Genomic DNA, 17,680 nt, shown 5'->3' on the forward strand with positions numbered 1-17,680 from the left:
ACTTTGACCTATCAAATAGAGTTCACTGGCATTCGCGCCTTGTCAGCCGCATGGACGTTCTGTATGAGATGCAGGATGCGCTAGGCTCATGATGACGACCGGCCCGAATGCTTCTAGAATAGCTATCTACCCTTTCATATCTTCCATACCAACAATGAGTTAAAGCCTTCTTAAAAAGAAGCTGCCCCCTTTTAGGGCAGCTACATTTGTATCATTATTGTTTTTCTAACTCTTTCAAAGCTTCTGTGTAACCTTGTTCGCTTGCTCCCCAACCTTCGATATATTCATGTAAGTCATTTGTCGTCACTGTTTCTTCCGGAAGCTTTTCAGCATCCACAAACACTGGTTCTAAGACAACTTTTTCTTCAGGAGTTTCACCATTTATTTTTTGATATAAATAACGCACTTGAATACGTCCTATATCCATTGGATCCACTGCCGCTGAGGCAACCCATGGGCTATTTTCTTTTTGTATCATTTGTAAATCTTCATCACTCATATCAATACTATAAACTTTAATATCTGTTCTTCCAGCTTGCTCAATAGCGCGTACTGCACCTTTTGCGAATTCATCCCAAGCTGCCCAAACTGCTGTGATTTCTCCTTCATTTGGGTATTGTTTTAGAATCGCTTCCATTTGCGATTGTGTGTCTAATGCCGTATTTTGTGTCGCTGCACCAAATGTTGCAATTTCTTTAATACCTGGATTTTCATTTAAGAATTGCTCGTAGGCAACTTGTCTTCTTTCCATAGGTGCAAAACCTGCTACCCAGATTTTCACTATATTCGCTTCACCATTAGCATCATTTTTTAATTTTTCTAATGTCATTTCAGCCATCTTTTGATCGCCTTGCTCTAAAACTGTAATTCCTTCTACTTCCACACCTGCATCAAAAGCGACAACTGGTATTCCTTTATCAACTGCATTTTGAACTCCTTGATTTAACGCTTCTTTTGTTCCATGATCAATCAGAATTCCATCTACACCTTGGTTTACAGCTGCATCTAGATTGGAAGCCATTTTTGCTAAATCGCCTTCCGACGTAAACACTGTTACAGTCCCACCAAATTTCTCTACTTGTTCTTTTACACCTTCAATGTATTGAGCAGAAAAAGTACCAAGATTTTGTTGCATAACCAATGCGATTTTTTTCCCTGATAGCGGATTATCGGATGCTTCCGAATCAGCAGGAGTAGTTGTTGCTTCTTTTGCATCCCCTTTTGGTTGACACCCTGTTAAGATAATTCCAATTACTAATAATACGGATAAAAGCCATGCTGTTTTTGATTTCATGCGAGTTCTCCCTTTTCTATATTTATTAAACTAGGAATATTTTTTGTATATTCCGGATATATAATTCCTTTTTCAGTAATAATGGCTGTAATGTATTCACCCGGTGTAACATCGAATGCAGGATTAAATACTTTTGTATTTTTCGGAGCTACTTGTTTCCCTGCAATATGCGTTATTTCTTCCGCTGGACGTTCTTCAATCGGGATCTCTTTTCCATTCTTAATGGTCAAATCAAAAGTGGAAGAAGGAGCTGCCACATAAAAAGGGATGTTAAACACTTTTGCTAATAATGCTAAGTTAAGTGTTCCGATTTTATTTGCCGTGTCGCCGTTTTCTGCTATCCGGTCTGCCCCTACAATAATTGCTTCGATTCCTTTTGCTCCGATTGTATGTGCAGCCATGCTGTCTGTTATAAGTGTTACATCCACTCCAGATTGCTGAAGCTCCCACGCAGTTAGCCTTGATCCTTGAAATACAGGTCTAGTTTCACAAGCATAAACTTCAAACTGTTTTCCCCGCTCACTCCCAAGATGGAATGGTGCTAATGCAGTACCATATTTTGCGGTTGCAATTGAACCTGCATTACAAATGGTCATAACTTTTGTTTGACCTTCAAGCAAGGACAACGCATATTCGCCAATATTTCTACAGGATGCTTCGTCTTCTCTATGAATTTTTATAGCTTCCTCTATCAAAAGTTCCTTCGCCTCTTGTACACTTGCTACATTTTCAACAGCACTTCTTAAACGTTCTAGAGCCCAAACTAAATTTACAGCTGTTGGTCTAGATTTAGCTAAATACAAGAAATCCCTGTTGAGTTGCAGATGAAATTCCTCTAATGTATTTGCTTCATACTTTTCGGCTGCTCTAGCCAATCCATATGCAGCGGTAATACCAATTGCTGGTGCACCCCTCACCTTCAGAGTGATAATAGCATCATATACATCTTCTAAAGTATCTAGTGTTAAATACTCAACTACGTGAGGTAATTTTTGCTGATCCAAAATCCGAAATTCTTTGTCGTTCAACTCTATCGATAATGGAATACTCATTTGCGAAACCCCTCTAATAATTCAAATACTTCATCAATTGAATGTATATCTTTGCGTTTTAATATAAGTGCTTCCCCTGTTTGTAAGGTCTGCTTTTTGAATTTAATCCGTTGTTCGTCATCTTCGATACTGTCCAAATCCTTCACATGTGCTAGCCCGATTGTACGACGAATTAATTCACATCCAGCAAAGCCTAATGTATCTCGGAAAATTTTATCCAAGACATATTCTTTATAGCCATCTGTGTCTTTATAGGAATCGACACTTTTTTTATCCCATAATTCCGAAAATTTAGTCGAAAAGACATCCCAAGTTTGTTTGATATGGGTGACAATAACTCCCCGCTCATCCTCTTCTCTTGTAACATTTTGCACGATTAGATTTGCTAAAAACAATCCAATATCAAAGCCAATAGGTCCATAAAAAGCAAACTCTGGGTCTATTACTTTCGTTTCGGTTTCACTAGCAAAGATGCTCCCTGTATGCAAATCTCCATGTAATAATGCTTCCGCTTCTGTCATGAAGCTATTCTTTAATTTTGCAACCTCTAGCTTTAAGCGCCCGTTATTCCAAATAGTTTCTACGTCTTCTTGCAACAATGCTTCAAAGTCATTTGTTTCATAGTCAAAAAACGGATCTGTAAAAATAAGATCTTCTGTGATTTTACAAAGTTCTGGATTGGAAAACTCTGAAACTAGTTTCTTTTTTTCAAAAGGGTGTAATGCAAAATCAGATGTATGAAATAGTGTTTGAGCTAAATATTCTCCAATATCTTTTGAAAGGTTTGGATATGATTCAAGTTTAATCAACCCTTCACGTGCAATTTTTAAGTGAGATAAATCCTCCATTACCGTAAGCGCAAGATCCTCATCAATTGCATATACGGTCGGAACAAGATTGGCTGCAAATTCAGCATGTTTTTTTAATGCATTTGCTTCAATCACTGCTCGTTTTAACGTTAGTGGCCAACTTTCTCCGACAACCTTTGCGTATGGTAAAGCCTGTTTAATAATAAGACTCTTATCACCGTTCAATTCCTTAATATGAAATACATAGTTAAGATTACCGTCACCTATCTCACGACACTCCAACTCTGTGTCTTGCGGGAAGAAGTTAAGTTCTTTTGCATATAAAATAGCACTTTCTTCTGTTAATGATTCATATTGTCTCTTTGTAGCTGTCGTCATTATTCTCTACCTTTCCGTTTCAAAATAAAAAGCCTCTTTCATAAGAAAGAGGCGTAGAATAAGAGATCTCTCGCCTCTTATCTTTCAGAAAGTTACCTTTCTGATGGAATTAGCACCGTGCCTTAGAAGATTTTCATCTCGGCGCAAAATGCGCCCCGTCTCACAACGGTATTACGGTCGGTTGCTGGGCTTCATCGGGCCATTACCCTCTGCCTGCTCTTGATAAGAGTGCTATTAATTAAAACGTTATACTATTTGAAAATCATCCTAGCATACTCAAAAAACACATGTCAATCATTTTTTAAAAACAAAAAAAATTCTAATAACTATATTGACAATCTTTATATTGCATGAAATAATCATTATTAATTTGACTAACTCAATTGAATAACTTTTTCTTATTTAGAGCAGGTGGAGGGACGAGCCCTATGATACCCGGCAACCGATCCATTATGGACACGGTGCTAATTCTTGCAGTCAGTAGACTGAGAGATAAGAAGTCGTTAATTTTTTAACCTCTTCTTATTTGGAAGAGGTTTTTTATATTTAGAAGGGGCAAGACGCTGCGACATTGACTAAGTTGAAATTTGTTATATAAAGGATTGTGATAATAAATGAGTGGAATTACTACTCTCTATCAGGTTTACGGTAAACCTGGAACTTTTGAAAAAAAAGCAGAAGGAATTGCGCTCGGTTTAACTATAGGATCCTGGACTGATTTGCCGTTACTAGAGCAAGAGCAATTAAAAAAGCATAAAGGAAATGTTATATCGATAACTGAATTTGAAAATAGTCACCATCCGCTAAAACGAGTTGAAATCAAAGCAGAGATTAAAATAAACTATCCTAGTGCTAATTTCTCTGCAGATTTACCTGCCATATTAACAACTGTTTTCGGCAAACTATCGCTTGACGGTGAAGTAAAGCTACTAGACTTGGAATTCTCATCAGACCTTTTAGATAATTTCCCAGGACCTAGATTCGGAATTGAAAGTATTCGTAAATTGCTAGGAGTGTATAATCGTCCACTTGTGATGAGTATTTTTAAAGGAGTAATTGGAAGAGATATCAATTACCTATCTGAACAGCTACGTAACCAAGCTCTAGGTGGAGTAGATTTAGTAAAAGATGATGAAATTCTCTTCGAAAACCCCCTTACTCCTTTTGAAAAAAGAATTATTACAGCTAAAGAAGTACTACGTCAGGTGTATGAGGAAACTGGACATCGAACACTTTATGCAGTTAACCTATCTGGGCGGACATCCGATTTAAAATCAAAAGCAAAAAAGGCAAAAGAGCTTGGGGCTGATGCTCTATTATTTAATGTTCATGCATATGGTCTAGATGTACTTCAAGAACTTGTGGAAGATGAAGATATTCAGTTGCCATTCATGGCCCATCCAGCCTATAGTGGTGCTTTTACTTCATCCCCATTTTATGGAGTTTCAACACCACTTTTACTTGGTAAATTGACTCGTTATGCAGGGGCAGATTTTTCATTATTCCCCTCACCATACGGAAGCGTCGCACTGGAGAAAACAGCTGCACTATCACTTGGGGAAGAATTGACGAAAGAAAGTGCAGTAAAACGAACTTTTCCAGTTCCTTCGGCTGGAATTCATCCTGGATTGGTTCCTTTGTTAATCGAAGACTTTGGCATAGACAGCATTATAAATGCAGGTGGTGGAGTGCATGGTCATCCTACTGGCGCTACAGGAGGAGGACTTGCCTTTAGGCAGGCCGTATCAGCAGTCCTTGATGGAATTCCGTATGCTGAAGCAGCAAAACAGTTTCCAGAACTAAAAGCAGCATTGGAACTATGGGGGTAAGCATTATGAGTAAGCTAGTAATCTATTGTGATTTTGATGGGACCATTACAAACCAAGACAATATTATATCCATTATGAAAAAATTTGCTCCCCCAGCATACTTGCCGATCAAAGAGAATATTTTAGGGCAAAAGCAATCTATCCGAGAAGGTGTTGCTCAAATGTTCTCTCTGTTACCTGTATCTATAAAAGATCAAATTATAAGCTACTTGCTTGATCAGGCAGAGATTAGAGAAGGATTCGCCGATTTTGTTTCTTATACAAGAAAGCACGATATCCCTCTCTATATTGTTAGTGGTGGAATTGATTTTTTTGTTCATCCAATGCTAGAAAAGTTTGGTCCTTTTTCGGGGGTTTATTGTAATGAAGCAGACTTCTCAGGAGAAAGAATACAAATCAATTTTCCGCATGTCTGCGATGATTTATGTACGAGCAAAGGTTGCGGATGCTGTAAGCCATCCATTATTCGAAAGCTCCAAGAAAAAGATTCGTTAAGTGTTGTAATTGGTGATTCTATTACTGACTTAGAAGCTGCAAAATTAGCAGATGTTGTCATAGCACGGGATTTTCTTATTGAAAAGTGCAAGGAATTGAATATTCCATATGAACCTTTCGAAAATTTTCGAGATGTCATGACTATTATTGAAACAAGGTTAGGTGTTCAAACATGATAACGCTCCGTGGTAGATGGGAAGAGTTAGCAGATATAAAAGACGAACTTGCTAAACGAGATTGGTTTATGGGAACTAGTGGAAATTTAGCAATTAAGGTGAATGATGAACCAGTAGAGTTTTTAGTTACAGCAAGCGGAAAAGATAAGAATAAGCGAACAAAAGAAGACTTTTTACATGTAAATATAAATGGAGAGCCAATAGAAGATACCATTTTAAAGCCGTCTGCAGAAACATTATTGCACTGTGCTATTTATTCTAAAACTTCTGCGGGCTGTAGTCTCCATGTTCACACAGTTGCTAATAACGTCATCTCCGAATTATACGGTGATCAGGGAAAAATAGATTTTCAAGGGCAAGAACTTATTAAAGCTTTCGATTTGTGGGAAGAAGATGCAATTCTTTCTATTCCTATCATTCCAAATCATGCCCATATTCCACTTCTCGCCGAAGAGTTTCAGACATATATAGATGGTGATAAAGGAGCTGTACTTATACGGAATCACGGTATTACTGTTTGGGGTAGGGATGGTTTCGAAGCAAAGAAGTTACTTGAAGCTTGTGAATTTTTATTTCAGTATCAGTTGACTTTACGTCAAATAAAATAAAAATAAGAGAGGAAGATTTAGATGGCTATCATTAAAATTCAAGGAACAAATGAAACAATTGAAGCACAAAATGAGGTTGCTGCATTTTTAGAGCAACAAGAAGTAATTTATGAGCATTGGGATATAGAAAAATTACCAGAGCAACTTCGTGAAAAGTATGATCTTAGCGATGCAGAAAAAGAAGAAATTTTAAATGCATTTAAAGCAGAAATAGATGATATATCAGAACGTCGTGGGTACAAAGCAGCTGATATCATTTCTTTATCTGACTCTAATCCAAACTTAGATGAACTATTAAAAAACTTTGAACGTAAACATCTTCATACAGATGATGAAGTTCGTTACATTGTTAGCGGTCACGGAGTATTTATTATTCAAGGAAAAGATGAAAATTTCTTTGAAGTCCATCTATCACCTGGAGATCTAATCTCAGTTCCGGAGAATATCACACATTACTTCACACTTGCTGAAGACCGTAAAGTAGTAGCAGCACGAATCTTTGTAACAACTGAAGGATGGGTACCAGTCTACCAAGACGAGGAAGTTGCACAAGGTTAATAAGAAGAACTGCATGCATGAGCATTCTAGATAGTTACTAAATAGAGATGTTTCATATTCAAAATTGCAAATTATAAAGTACATTCTATAAAAAGTTAAAAAAGCAAACACTGAATCCTGTATCGAATGCGTAGTGATCTTTTAAACAAATAGCCTATTATATAAACTCCTAAATTGCCTGTAACAAGCTATTTAGGAGTTTTATTGATTATTATTTAACTAGAAGTCCACCTTGTATTAAATAAGTTTGAATTCCTTCTGCAGCACGGTAAGAAAGTAGCTCCAATTGTTTCGGTAGGATTAAAGTTACTATTATGAATGTAGATGCTCCCACTACAAATACGTTCTCTGCTTCCCACATTTGTAGATAAGAGTTAACTGCTGAAGTAGCTGGATCTTCTTTTGTTTGTGCCTTCTCTTTGTATACAAGGAGAATACCAAGCGCTCCAACTAACACAATAAAATCTCCTAATTATCCAAAACTAATTTATTTACTTAGTTAAACATTAGTCACATATATATTATTTTTACTTAATGGTAGAATGCAGATTATTAACTATTGAAAATATTTCTGTACAAACTCACAATGGTGAAAGAAAATAAGTATATTTTTTTCCTGTCCAGCAAAGAACTATAATGGATAGACCAATACCAGATACAAGTAAAGCAAACCGTGGCAAAACGCTATTATTAAAAGTAAGAAACAATGCAAAATCTGCTACTAACATAAAACCAAGAAGACTTAATTTAATATTTTCAATTCTTCCAAATGATACTGAGCCAATTTTATTCATCCTTAATAAGAATATATATTAAACGAGCTTATCATTTAATACATTTTTTCTTAAACTGTACATAAATAGTTTCAAATTTATATTGGTTGTTTTAGAAAAAGTTTGTATATATAAAAACTTTTTTCCTATATTAATTGAAAAATAAAAGGTGCTTTTATTTACAAATTCGACTGTTGGAGTATAATGTGAGATGATACAAAACAACAGTTTCATGTAGTAACTATTATATTTTAGTAAACATGCTTTTCTATGCATATAAATATCTCACTTTATTTGAGAAAATGGGGTGGTACACACTAATGACACACGAACCAGAATTGACGCTTGTCGAACATTTAACAGAATTACGAAAAAGGCTCATTATTGTAGCCGTCACATTTATTCTATCTCTAGCCTTAGGATTTTGGATGGCCCCAAAGACATTAACATTTCTTAAGTCACAACCTACAGCTGCTCACGTGGAATGGAATGTATTTGGATATACAGATGGTTTAATGATTTATGTCAAATGTGCTCTAATACTATCTATATTAATAACGTTGCCAATTGCGATGCACCAAATCTGGTTATTCGTTAAACCAGGACTATTAGAGAAAGAAGCAAAAGGAACCATTTACTTTATCCCTGTCTCTTTTTTACTGTTTTTAGCTGGGATTAGTTTTAGTTATTTTATTTTATTTCCTTTGATGTTGAACTTCATGTCTAATATTAATGATTCAATTGGAGCCCTAGAAACATACGGGATGCAACAATATTTTACGTTCATGTTTAATTTGATTATTCCAGTTGGAATTGTTTTCGAGCTACCTGTGATTATATTGTTTTTAACAAAGCTGGGAATCATCACACCTAATCGACTACGTAAGATGAGAAAAGTTTCTTACTTTATACTTGTAGTAGTTGGAGTTTCTATTACACCTCCGGACTTCATTTCAGACTTTATCATCGTTGTACCGTTATTATTGTTATTCGAAATCAGTATCCTTGTTTCGAGCTGGGCATATAAAAAACAGTTAGCAAAAAGAGCTTTGGAAGAAGAGGCATTAGAAAATGAAGTCTAGGGCTTAATTTCTCCTAAGCGTGTTATACTAAAGATAAGTTTACTACTGCATACACATCGCCATTGGAATAAATGTAACATACTATAAGGAGGAACAATCCATGCCAAACATCGGCGTACCAGGTTTAATAATCATTCTAATCATCGCATTAATCGTCTTTGGACCATCTAAACTTCCTCAGTTAGGAAGAGCAGTAGGTCAAACGTTAAAAGAATTTAAAAACTCCACTAAAGACATCGTTGACGATGTTACAGAAGAATTTAAATTAGAAGAAAATACAGACGCTAAAAAGAAAATATAATGTGGCAAACCAGCTATTCTATGAATAGTTGGTTTTTTATTTCCTTTATTTCAAGAAGAAATAATTTACAAGTATAGTGTTTCAGATTATGTTAAGAAGTGATAGTAACGTATAAAGGGATGGATTAGAACATGGAATGTAATAATTGTACGGTAAAAGATTTGATGTTTACTTTTAAGGTCAAGGGGAACGACAATTTAGCAATGATGCCTAAGGTAATGGAGCATTTAAATCGACGAAAAATGTTAATAGAAGAAGAAATGGATCAAATCAAATTATACGAGACAGAAGTAAGAGATTTCATTGATTTCAGTATCGATCATATGAATACGAGTGATATTACATTTAAAGTTGCTAATCAGGATTGGAGACCATTATCAGAAGTTGAAACTATTTTAGAGATGCAATGGATTGACGAAGTTATAAAAAACGAACAGCTAATTTGTTATTATCAACCTATTGTCGATGCAAAAGAAGAGGTATTTGCATACGAAATACTCTCCAGGTTCCAAGATAAGAATGGCTCATTAATTTATCCTAATGAAATATTTTCTGCTGCGAGAGCAAGAGGCCGTCTGTATGCACTCGATCGTGTTTGCAGAATGACTGCTGTGAAATATGCTGCACCATTAAAGGAGAAAAAAGCATTTATTAATTTCATTCCTACCTCTATTTATTCCCCAGAGTTTTGTTTACGATCCACTACTGAATTAGCAAATGAGCTAGGAGTAAATCCGTCACAGCTAGTTTTTGAAGTTGTTGAATCTGAAAAAGTAGAAGATATAGATCATTTAAAGAGAATTCTAACTTATTATAAAGAAAAGGGTTTTCAATATGCACTAGATGATGTTGGAGAAGGGTATAGTACATTGGAAATGTTAGAAGATATTAAGCCAAAGTATATGAAGCTCGATATGAAATATGTTCAAGGTGTTGCAAATGATGCTATGAAACAAAAAGTAGCTTTGAAGTTTTTAGAAAAGGCACGCGAGTTGCAATCGGTTCCTTTGGCTGAAGGAGTCGAAGAAATAGACGATTTTAAATGGTTAAAAGAGATCGGCTATGAGTTATTTCAAGGATACTTCTTCGGCAAGCCAGCTCCTAAACCATTATAAATAGCAAAACCTCCATCCTTGTCAGTAAAGTAGCAAGAATGGAGGTTTTACATTATAGATTATTAAAAAATACCCGAATAACATCTGCCCCACCAATAAAAGTTCCGATTGATCCTACTAAATTAGTTAAAACAACTACTAGTAAAATTCGTGTAACCTTATTGCGCCAAAACCCTTTTATCGTAAAAACATCTTCCGAAAGATTTTCAAAATCCCCTACATTTGGGCGTCGGAAATAAGCCTGAACTATTCCCGAAACCCATCCCGACGCTATTAAGGGATGTAATGTAGTTATTGGAGCTGCAATAAAGGCAGAGAGTATAGCAAGCGGATGTCCAAAAGCAATTGCAGCACCGATGGCAGCAAAGCTTCCTGTCCATATTACCCAGCTCAAAGCCTGATCCAAGCCCGCAGTTGGATTTGCAAAAAAGGTGTAAACAACTATGGCTATTAAAAGCACCGGTATTACCCACCCAAGGATTTTAGGTACAATCGATTTCGGTGGTACTTGATTGAGTCTTTCCAAATCATGTTCTTTATAAATTTCTTTCGAGATACCTGGAACGTGAGCCGCACCTAATACCGCAACTACTTTATCCCCTGGAGCTTCTTTAATTTTTTGTGCCAAGTACTGATCCCTTTCATCAATTAAAGGAGTCTTAAGTTTTGGAAATGATTCTGTAAACTCTGCAAGAACTGCATTGAGCGTATCCTGTGATTTCATCTTTTCTAATTCTTCTTCTGAAATTGTTTCTCTACTAAAAATACTAAAGAATACGGAGGATAGCAGCTGTGCCTTACCAGACCATCCGAGATTATGCCAAATACGAGAAAACGTAGTTTGTATGTTCCGATCTGCAAGCACAAGATTAGCGCCAGTTTCTTTGGCAGACTCAATTCCTTGAATCATCTCTTGACCTGGTTTTATCTCAAATTGCTTTGCTAAACGGTTTTGAAAAGATGATATTGCTAGATTCATCAGAAGCAATGTCGCTTTCTTTTCTTTAATGACTTTAAAAATATCCGTTTCTTTCCATTTACTTCCGTCCATAACAGATTGATATCTTTGTTCATCTAACTCAATACAAACAGAATCTGGTTTCTCTGCTTCTATTACTTCTTTCACTTGCTCCGCACTTTGTTTGGAGACATGTGCTGTTCCAATCAAAATCAATTCTCTGCCATCTAAATTTATGCGAGTAATGTTTTCTTCTTTCACAAAATTCTTCCTTCATAGAATATATTTCTTCTGCGTATCCTCTATTTACGGATTACGAAAAGACTGTCTATTATTAATAATGGATTAGATTAAGATAAATATCAATTAAGTTTTACTGTTTAGAGAGGAAAATTTTTGGGTTGCGTGTCCTACAAGGTGAAACACATAAAAGATGGTATACTGTTTTTATCAAATAACTCGAAAAGGAGTAATGGCTACATGTATATTGTCACAAACAAAATTAAAACAAAACCAGGCTTTGCTGAAAAAATGGCACCTAATTTCACTAAACCAGGTGCATTACAACAAATGGAGGGTTTTGTAAAAGTAGAAGTAACAATTACACAAAACCTTACAGAATATGATGAGTTAAATGTAAATATGTATTGGGAAAACCTTGAGAATTTCGAGGCTTGGAAAAACAGTGATGCCTTCAAAGAATCGCACAAACGACCAAATTCCGAATCAAAATCTACTTCTCAAGAATCACCACTTCTAGGAAGTGAACTAGTTATTACAAAAGTTGCCTCTACAATTGAAGCCATCCCATCTAAATAATGATAATTAGTTCCTACTTAACTGTTCTATTACGGTTAAGTAGGAGCTTTTTTGTTAATTTATTATAATAAACGGATATTTTAAAGATGCGCGACCAACATAGAAATAAAAATTACATTTACATAGCTATTTTATAAAAGGTCTTTTCAACTCATTAATTCTCTGTTATATTAAATTAGTTACCTAAGATAACTATTATCGTGGGTAACTAATTTATTTTAGGAGTGTTAGATTATGACTACGTATCGTGAATTTTTTCGTCAATTTTCACTTTTGTACCGTCCTTTTGAGCATCATTTAAATTTACAACTGGCTAAACACGGCTTGTATCGAGCACAGTGGACCATCATATATTACTTATCCAATCAGTCTTCCGCTACACTTGTCGAACTTTCTAATTACCAAAATGTTGAAAAACCCACCGTCACAAGAACAATAAACCGTTTAGAAGAACTAGGAATTGTAGAACAAATGCCCAGTAAAGATAAACGCGAAAAAAGAATACAGTTGACCTTACTAGGCAAACAGGTATATGAAGAGGTTCGACTAACAGTAGATAAATATGAACAGCATATTTTAAAAGGAATTTCTGAGTCCGATCAACTTAATTCAATTCGTTTGATGGAAGAAATACGAAAAAATATTTTAACGAAAGGTGAACACGAATGAATCAATCAAGAGCCAAACTATGGACGAAAGATTTTATTGTCGTATCGTCCATTAACTTTTTATTAATATTAATTTTTTATTTGTTGATGGTCACAATAGCCGTTTATGCAGTAAGTGAATACGAGGCTTCTACTAGTGAAGCAGGTTTAATAACAGGAATTTTTATCATTGGAACTTTAATTGGTCGACTTTTCATTGGTCGTCCTATGGACGTGATTGGTCGGAAAAAAACATTATTTGTTGGTTTAGCTTTATTTACACTAACAACCTCTTTATATTATGTGAATTTCGGCTTAACTTTCTTACTAATCAATCGATTCCTTCATGGTTTAACTTTGGGAATAGCGAGTACGGCAGCCGGAACAATTGTTGCACAAATTATACCAATGTCTAGAAAAGGCGAAGGTATTGGTTATTTCAGTATGAGTTCTACGCTAGCAACTGCCATTGGACCTTTCATCGGAATTTATATGAGTCAACATACTAGTTTCCAAGTCATTTTCGGTTTCTGTCTAGCATTAGGAATCATAAGTCTCCTCACGACCTTCTTTCTATATGTACCTGCAACTGAAAAGGTTATCAAAAACGAAGAAACAAAAGGTTTTAAACTTTCCAATTTTGTGGAACCAAAGGCTTTACCCATCGCGTTCATTATTCTAACCGTCGCATTTTGTTACTCCGGTGTTCTATCCTTTATTAATTTTTATGCGATAAAAATAGAATTAGTGGAAACAGCTAGTTTCTTCTTTATCGTTTATGCTGTAGCAATCCTTATATCTAGACCAGTTACTGGCCGCCTACTAGATATTAAAGGTGCAAACTACATTATGTATCCTGCTTTTATCATTTTTGGCGTTGGTATGCTTCTACTCAGTGTAGCAAATAATAGCTTCACTTTTTTATTAGCTGGTGGACTAATTGGACTTGGTTTTGGTAATATGCAGTCTACCACTCAAGCAGTGGCTATAAAACTTACCCCACCCCACCGGATGGGCCTCGCAACATCTACATTTTTTATATTCTTGGATGCAGGTCTTGGTTTTGGACCATATCTTCTTGGTTTTATCATTCCTTTTACTGGATATAGCTTGCTATATGTTATTTTAGGAGCACTTGTTCTCCTTACTATTGTTCCATATTTTCTTCTTCATGGACGAAAAGAAAAAGCTAATTTAGCTACAGAGTAACAAAAAGAATAGGCTACCCTCTAATAAAACTTAGAGGATAGCCTATCTCTTATGTAATACTCAAAATTAACGCTAAATAACTTGAAAAGACAAATAGTATGCTTAAAAAGAACGTTATCAAAGCTGGTGCTTTTTTAAGAAAAGCGTAAATAGTTAAGCCTATTAAAAGTATAGATAATACAAATAGAGAAAAACCTGTAGCATTAAATGCTAGTTCTACATGCATTACCTGAAGGTTTTGACCTTGATAGAAATAACTGAACAGTCTAGATGGCCCCTCATTTTTAAACGTATTTTCACTAGGGGGTGATTGATTGCTAAGTGCTGCAGTGACAGAAAAAATGAGTAGAATAATTAGGCTCTCTATTTTTGACCAAGATCTAGGGTTAAAGTTTGGATATTTTATTAATTTCTTTTTAACGAATAAGCTATTGATAGCTGCATATACAATCAATGGAATAATGAATAAATGTTTAATAAGCAGAAGTTGTCCGTATGAGAGCATCCAGGTATCTGTATACGTTTCAAAATCCATTACGAACGTCATTAACCCTATTCCCGAAGCAATCGTAATACTAAAACATACGATTGCTACTGGTGAAAACCATTTTAAAAACTTCAACCAGTTTGAAAATCCTTTTGAAAACCAACTAACTACAAGTAGAATACCCACCCAAACCGTTACCGCTGTAAAATGACTTGTATGAATGATAAACCCTTTTATGTACCCCACAGAGCTTGCATGACTTGACCACCCAAACCCTAAAATTAAAAGGAAAGTGAAAGCAAGTCCTCCGTATGCATATAACTGATTCTTTTGATCATCAAACCAAAGAAGAAATATAAATAACATATTAGCTACGATGAATGTAAAAAACCAAGCTTTTCCTATTTCAAATGTATTTAAGACCATTTGAAGTGTTCCTACAAAATTTTCTTCCTGATCTAATTGCAAGACAAGCAGCAAAATAGGAATAAACGAAAAAAGTGCAATTCCAACAGTAGCGATAATTTGAACCCTTCTTTGTACAAGAATCTCAGGTTTAAAAGAACTTGGTACAAGAGAAATAAGAAAACTACCTATCAAAATGGAGAAACAAAGGTATAATAGTACCTCACTAACAACAGTCATAAGCATCTATTATTTCTTTCTACGTAACCAGAAGAAGACCCCACCAATGATAACAATCAATGCGACAACAATAATAGGAATTGTACTAGATGAAGATTGACTTTCTTCTGTTTGCTCAACTTGGTCTGTATTAGGTGCTGCTATAGTCTCTGCTTGTTCTACTTCCTCGTTCTCTGTTGTTTCCGCTGCAGCAATTTCTACAGTGAAAGGAACAGTTCCTTCAATTGGATGCCCATCTGCTCCAACGATATTCCAAGCGATTTCATAACTATCAGTCTCTAAAGGTATCGCTAAAGTTCCAATCATTTGATTTTCATTTACTGAAATATTTTCAACTGGAATTGACTCACCATTAGAATTCATTAATTCAAAGGTGCTACTTTGTTCTATTTTCCCTTCAAAAATGAGGGAAATCTCATTTAGTTCTTCTGTTACAACTTGCCCACTTTCAGGATTGGAACTCTCTAATCCTGTATGTGCCCAAGCTGAATTTGCAAAAGCAAACATGAAAATAAATGATACTAAAATTATTTTTTTCATGATAATCCTCCTTATTATATCTTTAACCTAGTATAGCTACTCTTTGTGAGGAAAGTATGAAATTACTTTCAACAAAAAAAGAGGTACATTAACAACCTCCTCATTTTTTAAAGGAACTATTCATTCTATTTTATTGGCAATGATAATTATACATTTTCTTTACGTTATCTTGCAGCGAGCAGTCCTGTACTATTTAACAACACTAAGTTTTAACTAAGTCCTATATGCGTCACTCTATAAGTGTCTATTTTTAATCCCATACATTATGACGAGCTAAAACATTAGCCATTTAATAAAGGAAAATAAAAAAGGCTTCCCTTCTCATGTTGAAGGGAAACCAAATAATAATCAAGTATAATAATAAAATTGTCCTAAAAGGATATACATTTCTTATTTTAATGTACGCTTTAAAAACTCTCTCGTTCGTTCTTGTGTTGGATTATTAAAAATTTGTTCAGGGCTTCCTTCTTCTGCAATAACCCCTTTATCCATAAATACAACTCGATCGGAAACTTCTTTTGCAAATTCCATTTCATGCGTTACGATTAACATAGTAAGCCCTGTTTCGGCTAGTTCCTTCATTACTTTCAGAACTTCTCCCACCATCTCTGGATCCAGAGCGGAGGTTGGTTCATCAAACAGCATAACATCTGGTTCCATCGATAAAGCTCGAGCGATTGCAACACGTTGTTTTTGGCCACCTGATAATTGACTTGGTTTTGCATTCACATATTGGTCCATACCAACCACTTTCAAATATTTGAGTGCTTTTTTCTCTGCTTCTTCTTTAGACCGTTTTAACACTTTTACTTGCCCAACAACACAGTTACTTAATACATTATGATTATTAAATAAGTTAAATTGTTGGAAAACCATTCCTAGCTTTGTTCGGTAAGCATGGATATCATGTTTATCATCTAATATATTTTCACCATGATAAATAATCTGTCCACCGCTTGGTTTTTCTAATAGATTTACGCAACGGAGAAGTGTGGATTTACCAGATCCAGAAGAACCTATGATGCATACAACTTCTCCCTTGCTCACGGAAAAGTCTATATCTCTTAATACTTCATGGTTACCAAAGGATTTATTTAAATGTTGTATTTCAATTACTTTTTCCATATTATCCACTCCTTCCTTTTTATAATCCCGCATTGTTTTTTGGTAGTGTGACTTGTGTTGGTTGACCAATCATACTGTAATTTTCAGGACCATCTAATCTTCTTTCAACATAACGTAAAATGATTGTCACCGTAAACGTCATAACGAAGTACAAAATACACGCAACAAAAAACGGCTCAAAATATTTGAAGCTGATTCCCGCAACGGTTTTTGTTTGGAAGTATAGTTCTGTTACACCTATTACATTCAGTACTGACGTATCTTTAATATTTATAATAAATTGGTTTCCTGTAGCTGGTAAAATATTTCGTACTACCTGTGGTAATACTACATGAAGCATCGTTTGTATATGATTCATACCGATTGCTTGTGCTGATTCAAATTGTCCTTTATCAATGGAAATGACACCACCACGAACAATCTCGGCCATGTATGCCCCCGTATTAATAGATACGATAAAAATAGCTGCAGCAGTTCTGTCCATATCCACACCAAAAGCTAAAGCAGACCCATAATAGATAACCATCGCTTGTACAATCATCGGTGTACCACGGAAAAATTCAATATACATCGTTAGAATTGCATTTACTATCTTCAAGAAAATTCGTTTTGCTTTTCGTTCTGGCATAGGGATTGTTCGAATAACTCCTGCCAGCAAACCAATAATGGCTCCAAAGATTGTACCAATGATAGAGATTAAGAGCGTCATCCCTGCTCCACGTAGGAACATCGGCCAGTTATTGGTAACCATTGATATTATATACTCAATGCTCATACTTA

General features: G+C 35.3%; 19 protein-coding genes, 1 pseudogene and 2 riboswitches. Of the genes and pseudogenes, 10 read left to right on the plus strand and 10 right to left on the minus strand.

The genetic code is table 11. From position 1 onward, the window contains the following. Window positions 1-214 precede the first annotated feature (214 nt). From P2Q73_RS13310 to mtnK, 3 genes are read right to left on the minus strand one after another with little or no spacing between them, the layout of a single operon-like run. Window positions 215-1,294: a sugar ABC transporter substrate-binding protein gene (locus P2Q73_RS13310; RefSeq protein ID WP_053591215.1), complete on the minus strand. Its 1,080-nt coding sequence runs from the start codon at window positions 1,292-1,294 to the stop codon at window positions 215-217. Further along, window positions 1,291-2,346: an S-methyl-5-thioribose-1-phosphate isomerase gene (gene mtnA / locus P2Q73_RS13315; protein ID WP_056831337.1), complete on the minus strand. Its 1,056-nt coding sequence runs from the start codon at window positions 2,344-2,346 to the stop codon at window positions 1,291-1,293. The genes P2Q73_RS13310 and mtnA overlap by 4 nt, the downstream gene beginning before the upstream one ends. Continuing rightward, a complete protein-coding gene (mtnK, locus tag P2Q73_RS13320) occupies window positions 2,343-3,533 on the minus strand; it encodes an S-methyl-5-thioribose kinase (RefSeq protein WP_053591213.1) in 1,191 nt (396 codons plus the stop codon). Before mtnK ends, mtnA begins: the two co-directional genes overlap by 4 nt. A gap of 74 nt (window positions 3,534-3,607) precedes the next feature. Next, window positions 3,608-3,762: riboswitch (SAM riboswitch) on the minus strand. Between the two features lie 166 nt (window positions 3,763-3,928). Then, window positions 3,929-4,032, plus strand: a riboswitch (SAM riboswitch). Between the two features lie 115 nt (window positions 4,033-4,147). Here mtnK and mtnW point away from each other — a divergent pair. From mtnW to P2Q73_RS13340, 4 genes are read left to right on the plus strand one after another with little or no spacing between them, the layout of a single operon-like run. Beyond that, window positions 4,148-5,362 carry a 2,3-diketo-5-methylthiopentyl-1-phosphate enolase gene (mtnW, locus tag P2Q73_RS13325; protein ID WP_275788015.1) on the plus strand — a complete coding sequence of 405 codons (1,215 nt, stop codon included), beginning with the start codon at window positions 4,148-4,150 and terminating at the stop codon, window positions 5,360-5,362. A gap of 5 nt (window positions 5,363-5,367) precedes the next feature. Further along, on the plus strand, window positions 5,368-6,033 hold the full coding sequence (locus tag P2Q73_RS13330; protein WP_056831341.1) for a 2-hydroxy-3-keto-5-methylthiopentenyl-1-phosphate phosphatase: 666 nt from the start codon (window positions 5,368-5,370) through the stop codon (window positions 6,031-6,033). Beyond that, window positions 6,030-6,641 carry a methylthioribulose 1-phosphate dehydratase gene (locus P2Q73_RS13335; protein WP_053591210.1) on the plus strand — a complete coding sequence of 204 codons (612 nt, stop codon included), beginning with the start codon at window positions 6,030-6,032 and terminating at the stop codon, window positions 6,639-6,641. The genes P2Q73_RS13330 and P2Q73_RS13335 overlap by 4 nt, the downstream gene beginning before the upstream one ends. A gap of 21 nt (window positions 6,642-6,662) precedes the next feature. After that, entirely contained in the window at window positions 6,663-7,199 is a 537-nt protein-coding gene (locus P2Q73_RS13340) for a 1,2-dihydroxy-3-keto-5-methylthiopentene dioxygenase (RefSeq protein ID WP_056831342.1), read from the plus strand. Between the two features lie 211 nt (window positions 7,200-7,410). On the opposite strand, the pseudogene P2Q73_RS13345 reads toward P2Q73_RS13340, so the two are convergent. Further along, window positions 7,411-7,596 (minus strand): annotated as a pseudogene (locus P2Q73_RS13345) (GMC family oxidoreductase); the annotation flags it as partial. Window positions 7,597-7,780: 184 nt separating this feature from the next. Further along, window positions 7,781-7,993 carry a hypothetical protein gene (locus P2Q73_RS13350; RefSeq protein WP_275788022.1) on the minus strand — a complete coding sequence of 71 codons (213 nt, stop codon included), beginning with the start codon at window positions 7,991-7,993 and terminating at the stop codon, window positions 7,781-7,783. A gap of 299 nt (window positions 7,994-8,292) precedes the next feature. Here P2Q73_RS13350 and tatC point away from each other — a divergent pair, with 299 nt between their 5' ends. The 3 genes from tatC to P2Q73_RS13365 all read left to right on the plus strand — a co-directional run bounded on the left by tatC (window position 8,293) and on the right by P2Q73_RS13365 (window position 10,470). Next, window positions 8,293-9,054, plus strand: coding sequence for a twin-arginine translocase subunit TatC (gene tatC, locus P2Q73_RS13355; RefSeq protein WP_275788025.1), 762 nt, complete (start codon window positions 8,293-8,295; stop codon window positions 9,052-9,054). A gap of 100 nt (window positions 9,055-9,154) precedes the next feature. Continuing rightward, on the plus strand, window positions 9,155-9,355 hold the full coding sequence (tatA, locus tag P2Q73_RS13360; RefSeq protein ID WP_053591206.1) for a twin-arginine translocase TatA/TatE family subunit: 201 nt from the start codon (window positions 9,155-9,157) through the stop codon (window positions 9,353-9,355). A 131-nt stretch (window positions 9,356-9,486) separates the two neighbouring features. After that, a complete protein-coding gene (locus P2Q73_RS13365) occupies window positions 9,487-10,470 on the plus strand; it encodes an EAL domain-containing protein (protein ID WP_275788028.1) in 984 nt (327 codons plus the stop codon). 52 nt (window positions 10,471-10,522) lie between these two features. On the opposite strand, the gene P2Q73_RS13370 is transcribed toward P2Q73_RS13365, so the two are convergent. Then, entirely contained in the window at window positions 10,523-11,689 is a 1,167-nt protein-coding gene (locus tag P2Q73_RS13370; RefSeq protein WP_056831344.1) for a TraB/GumN family protein, read from the minus strand. A gap of 219 nt (window positions 11,690-11,908) precedes the next feature. Here P2Q73_RS13370 and P2Q73_RS13375 point away from each other — a divergent pair, with 219 nt between their 5' ends. The 3 genes from P2Q73_RS13375 to P2Q73_RS13385 all read left to right on the plus strand — a co-directional run bounded on the left by P2Q73_RS13375 (window position 11,909) and on the right by P2Q73_RS13385 (window position 14,103). After that, the gene (locus P2Q73_RS13375; RefSeq protein ID WP_053591204.1) at window positions 11,909-12,247 is read left to right on the plus strand and encodes a heme oxygenase; all 339 of its coding nucleotides are present in this window, start codon (window positions 11,909-11,911) and stop codon (window positions 12,245-12,247) included. Window positions 12,248-12,481: 234 nt separating this feature from the next. Beyond that, a complete protein-coding gene (locus P2Q73_RS13380) occupies window positions 12,482-12,916 on the plus strand; it encodes a MarR family winged helix-turn-helix transcriptional regulator (protein WP_053591203.1) in 435 nt (144 codons plus the stop codon). Continuing rightward, window positions 12,913-14,103, plus strand: coding sequence for an MFS transporter (locus P2Q73_RS13385; protein WP_275788036.1), 1,191 nt, complete (start codon window positions 12,913-12,915; stop codon window positions 14,101-14,103). Before P2Q73_RS13380 ends, P2Q73_RS13385 begins: the two co-directional genes overlap by 4 nt. Before the next feature lie 49 nt (window positions 14,104-14,152). Here the strand turns inward: P2Q73_RS13385 and P2Q73_RS13390 are convergent, their stop codons facing one another. The 4 genes from P2Q73_RS13390 to P2Q73_RS13405 all read right to left on the minus strand — a co-directional run bounded on the left by P2Q73_RS13390 (window position 14,153) and on the right by P2Q73_RS13405 (window position 17,675). After that, window positions 14,153-15,241, minus strand: coding sequence for a copper resistance D family protein (locus P2Q73_RS13390; protein WP_275788039.1), 1,089 nt, complete (start codon window positions 15,239-15,241; stop codon window positions 14,153-14,155). A 3-nt stretch (window positions 15,242-15,244) separates the two neighbouring features. Continuing rightward, entirely contained in the window at window positions 15,245-15,775 is a 531-nt protein-coding gene (locus P2Q73_RS13395; RefSeq protein WP_275788040.1) for a copper resistance CopC family protein, read from the minus strand. A gap of 390 nt (window positions 15,776-16,165) precedes the next feature. Next, window positions 16,166-16,900: an amino acid ABC transporter ATP-binding protein gene (locus P2Q73_RS13400; RefSeq protein ID WP_053591197.1), complete on the minus strand. Its 735-nt coding sequence runs from the start codon at window positions 16,898-16,900 to the stop codon at window positions 16,166-16,168. Window positions 16,901-16,919: 19 nt separating this feature from the next. After that, complete coding sequence (locus tag P2Q73_RS13405) at window positions 16,920-17,675, minus strand: amino acid ABC transporter permease (protein WP_053591196.1); 756 nt, start codon at window positions 17,673-17,675, stop codon at window positions 16,920-16,922. Between the last annotated feature and the right edge of the window lie 5 nt (window positions 17,676-17,680).

This window comes from Bacillus sp. Cr_A10, assembly GCF_029222665.1.
GTDB lineage: Bacteria > Bacillota > Bacilli > Bacillales_A > Planococcaceae > Psychrobacillus.

Excerpts from the sequence above, each read along its gene's own strand:
- P2Q73_RS13380 (WP_053591203.1), top strand. The coding sequence starts at position 12,482 with ATGACTACGTATCGTGAATTTTTTCGTCAATTTTCACTTTTGTACCGT.
- P2Q73_RS13335 (WP_053591210.1), top strand. The coding sequence starts at position 6,030 with ATGATAACGCTCCGTGGTAGATGGGAAGAGTTAGCAGATATAAAAGAC.
- mtnA (WP_056831337.1), bottom strand. The coding sequence starts at position 2,346 with ATGAGTATTCCATTATCGATAGAGTTGAACGACAAAGAATTTCGGATT.
- P2Q73_RS13395 (WP_275788040.1), bottom strand. The coding sequence starts at position 15,775 with ATGAAAAAAATAATTTTAGTATCATTTATTTTCATGTTTGCTTTTGCA.
- P2Q73_RS13375 (WP_053591204.1), top strand. The coding sequence starts at position 11,909 with ATGTATATTGTCACAAACAAAATTAAAACAAAACCAGGCTTTGCTGAA.
- P2Q73_RS13350 (WP_275788022.1), bottom strand. The coding sequence starts at position 7,993 with ATGAATAAAATTGGCTCAGTATCATTTGGAAGAATTGAAAATATTAAA.
- P2Q73_RS13405 (WP_053591196.1), bottom strand. The coding sequence starts at position 17,675 with ATGAGCATTGAGTATATAATATCAATGGTTACCAATAACTGGCCGATG.
- mtnW (WP_275788015.1), top strand. The coding sequence starts at position 4,148 with ATGAGTGGAATTACTACTCTCTATCAGGTTTACGGTAAACCTGGAACT.
- P2Q73_RS13330 (WP_056831341.1), top strand. The coding sequence starts at position 5,368 with ATGAGTAAGCTAGTAATCTATTGTGATTTTGATGGGACCATTACAAAC.
- P2Q73_RS13310 (WP_053591215.1), bottom strand. The coding sequence starts at position 1,294 with ATGAAATCAAAAACAGCATGGCTTTTATCCGTATTATTAGTAATTGGA.
- P2Q73_RS13400 (WP_053591197.1), bottom strand. The coding sequence starts at position 16,900 with ATGGAAAAAGTAATTGAAATACAACATTTAAATAAATCCTTTGGTAAC.
- mtnK (WP_053591213.1), bottom strand. The coding sequence starts at position 3,533 with ATGACGACAGCTACAAAGAGACAATATGAATCATTAACAGAAGAAAGT.
- P2Q73_RS13390 (WP_275788039.1), bottom strand. The coding sequence starts at position 15,241 with ATGCTTATGACTGTTGTTAGTGAGGTACTATTATACCTTTGTTTCTCC.
- tatA (WP_053591206.1), top strand. The coding sequence starts at position 9,155 with ATGCCAAACATCGGCGTACCAGGTTTAATAATCATTCTAATCATCGCA.
- P2Q73_RS13340 (WP_056831342.1), top strand. The coding sequence starts at position 6,663 with ATGGCTATCATTAAAATTCAAGGAACAAATGAAACAATTGAAGCACAA.
- P2Q73_RS13385 (WP_275788036.1), top strand. The coding sequence starts at position 12,913 with ATGAATCAATCAAGAGCCAAACTATGGACGAAAGATTTTATTGTCGTA.
- tatC (WP_275788025.1), top strand. The coding sequence starts at position 8,293 with ATGACACACGAACCAGAATTGACGCTTGTCGAACATTTAACAGAATTA.
- P2Q73_RS13365 (WP_275788028.1), top strand. The coding sequence starts at position 9,487 with ATGGAATGTAATAATTGTACGGTAAAAGATTTGATGTTTACTTTTAAG.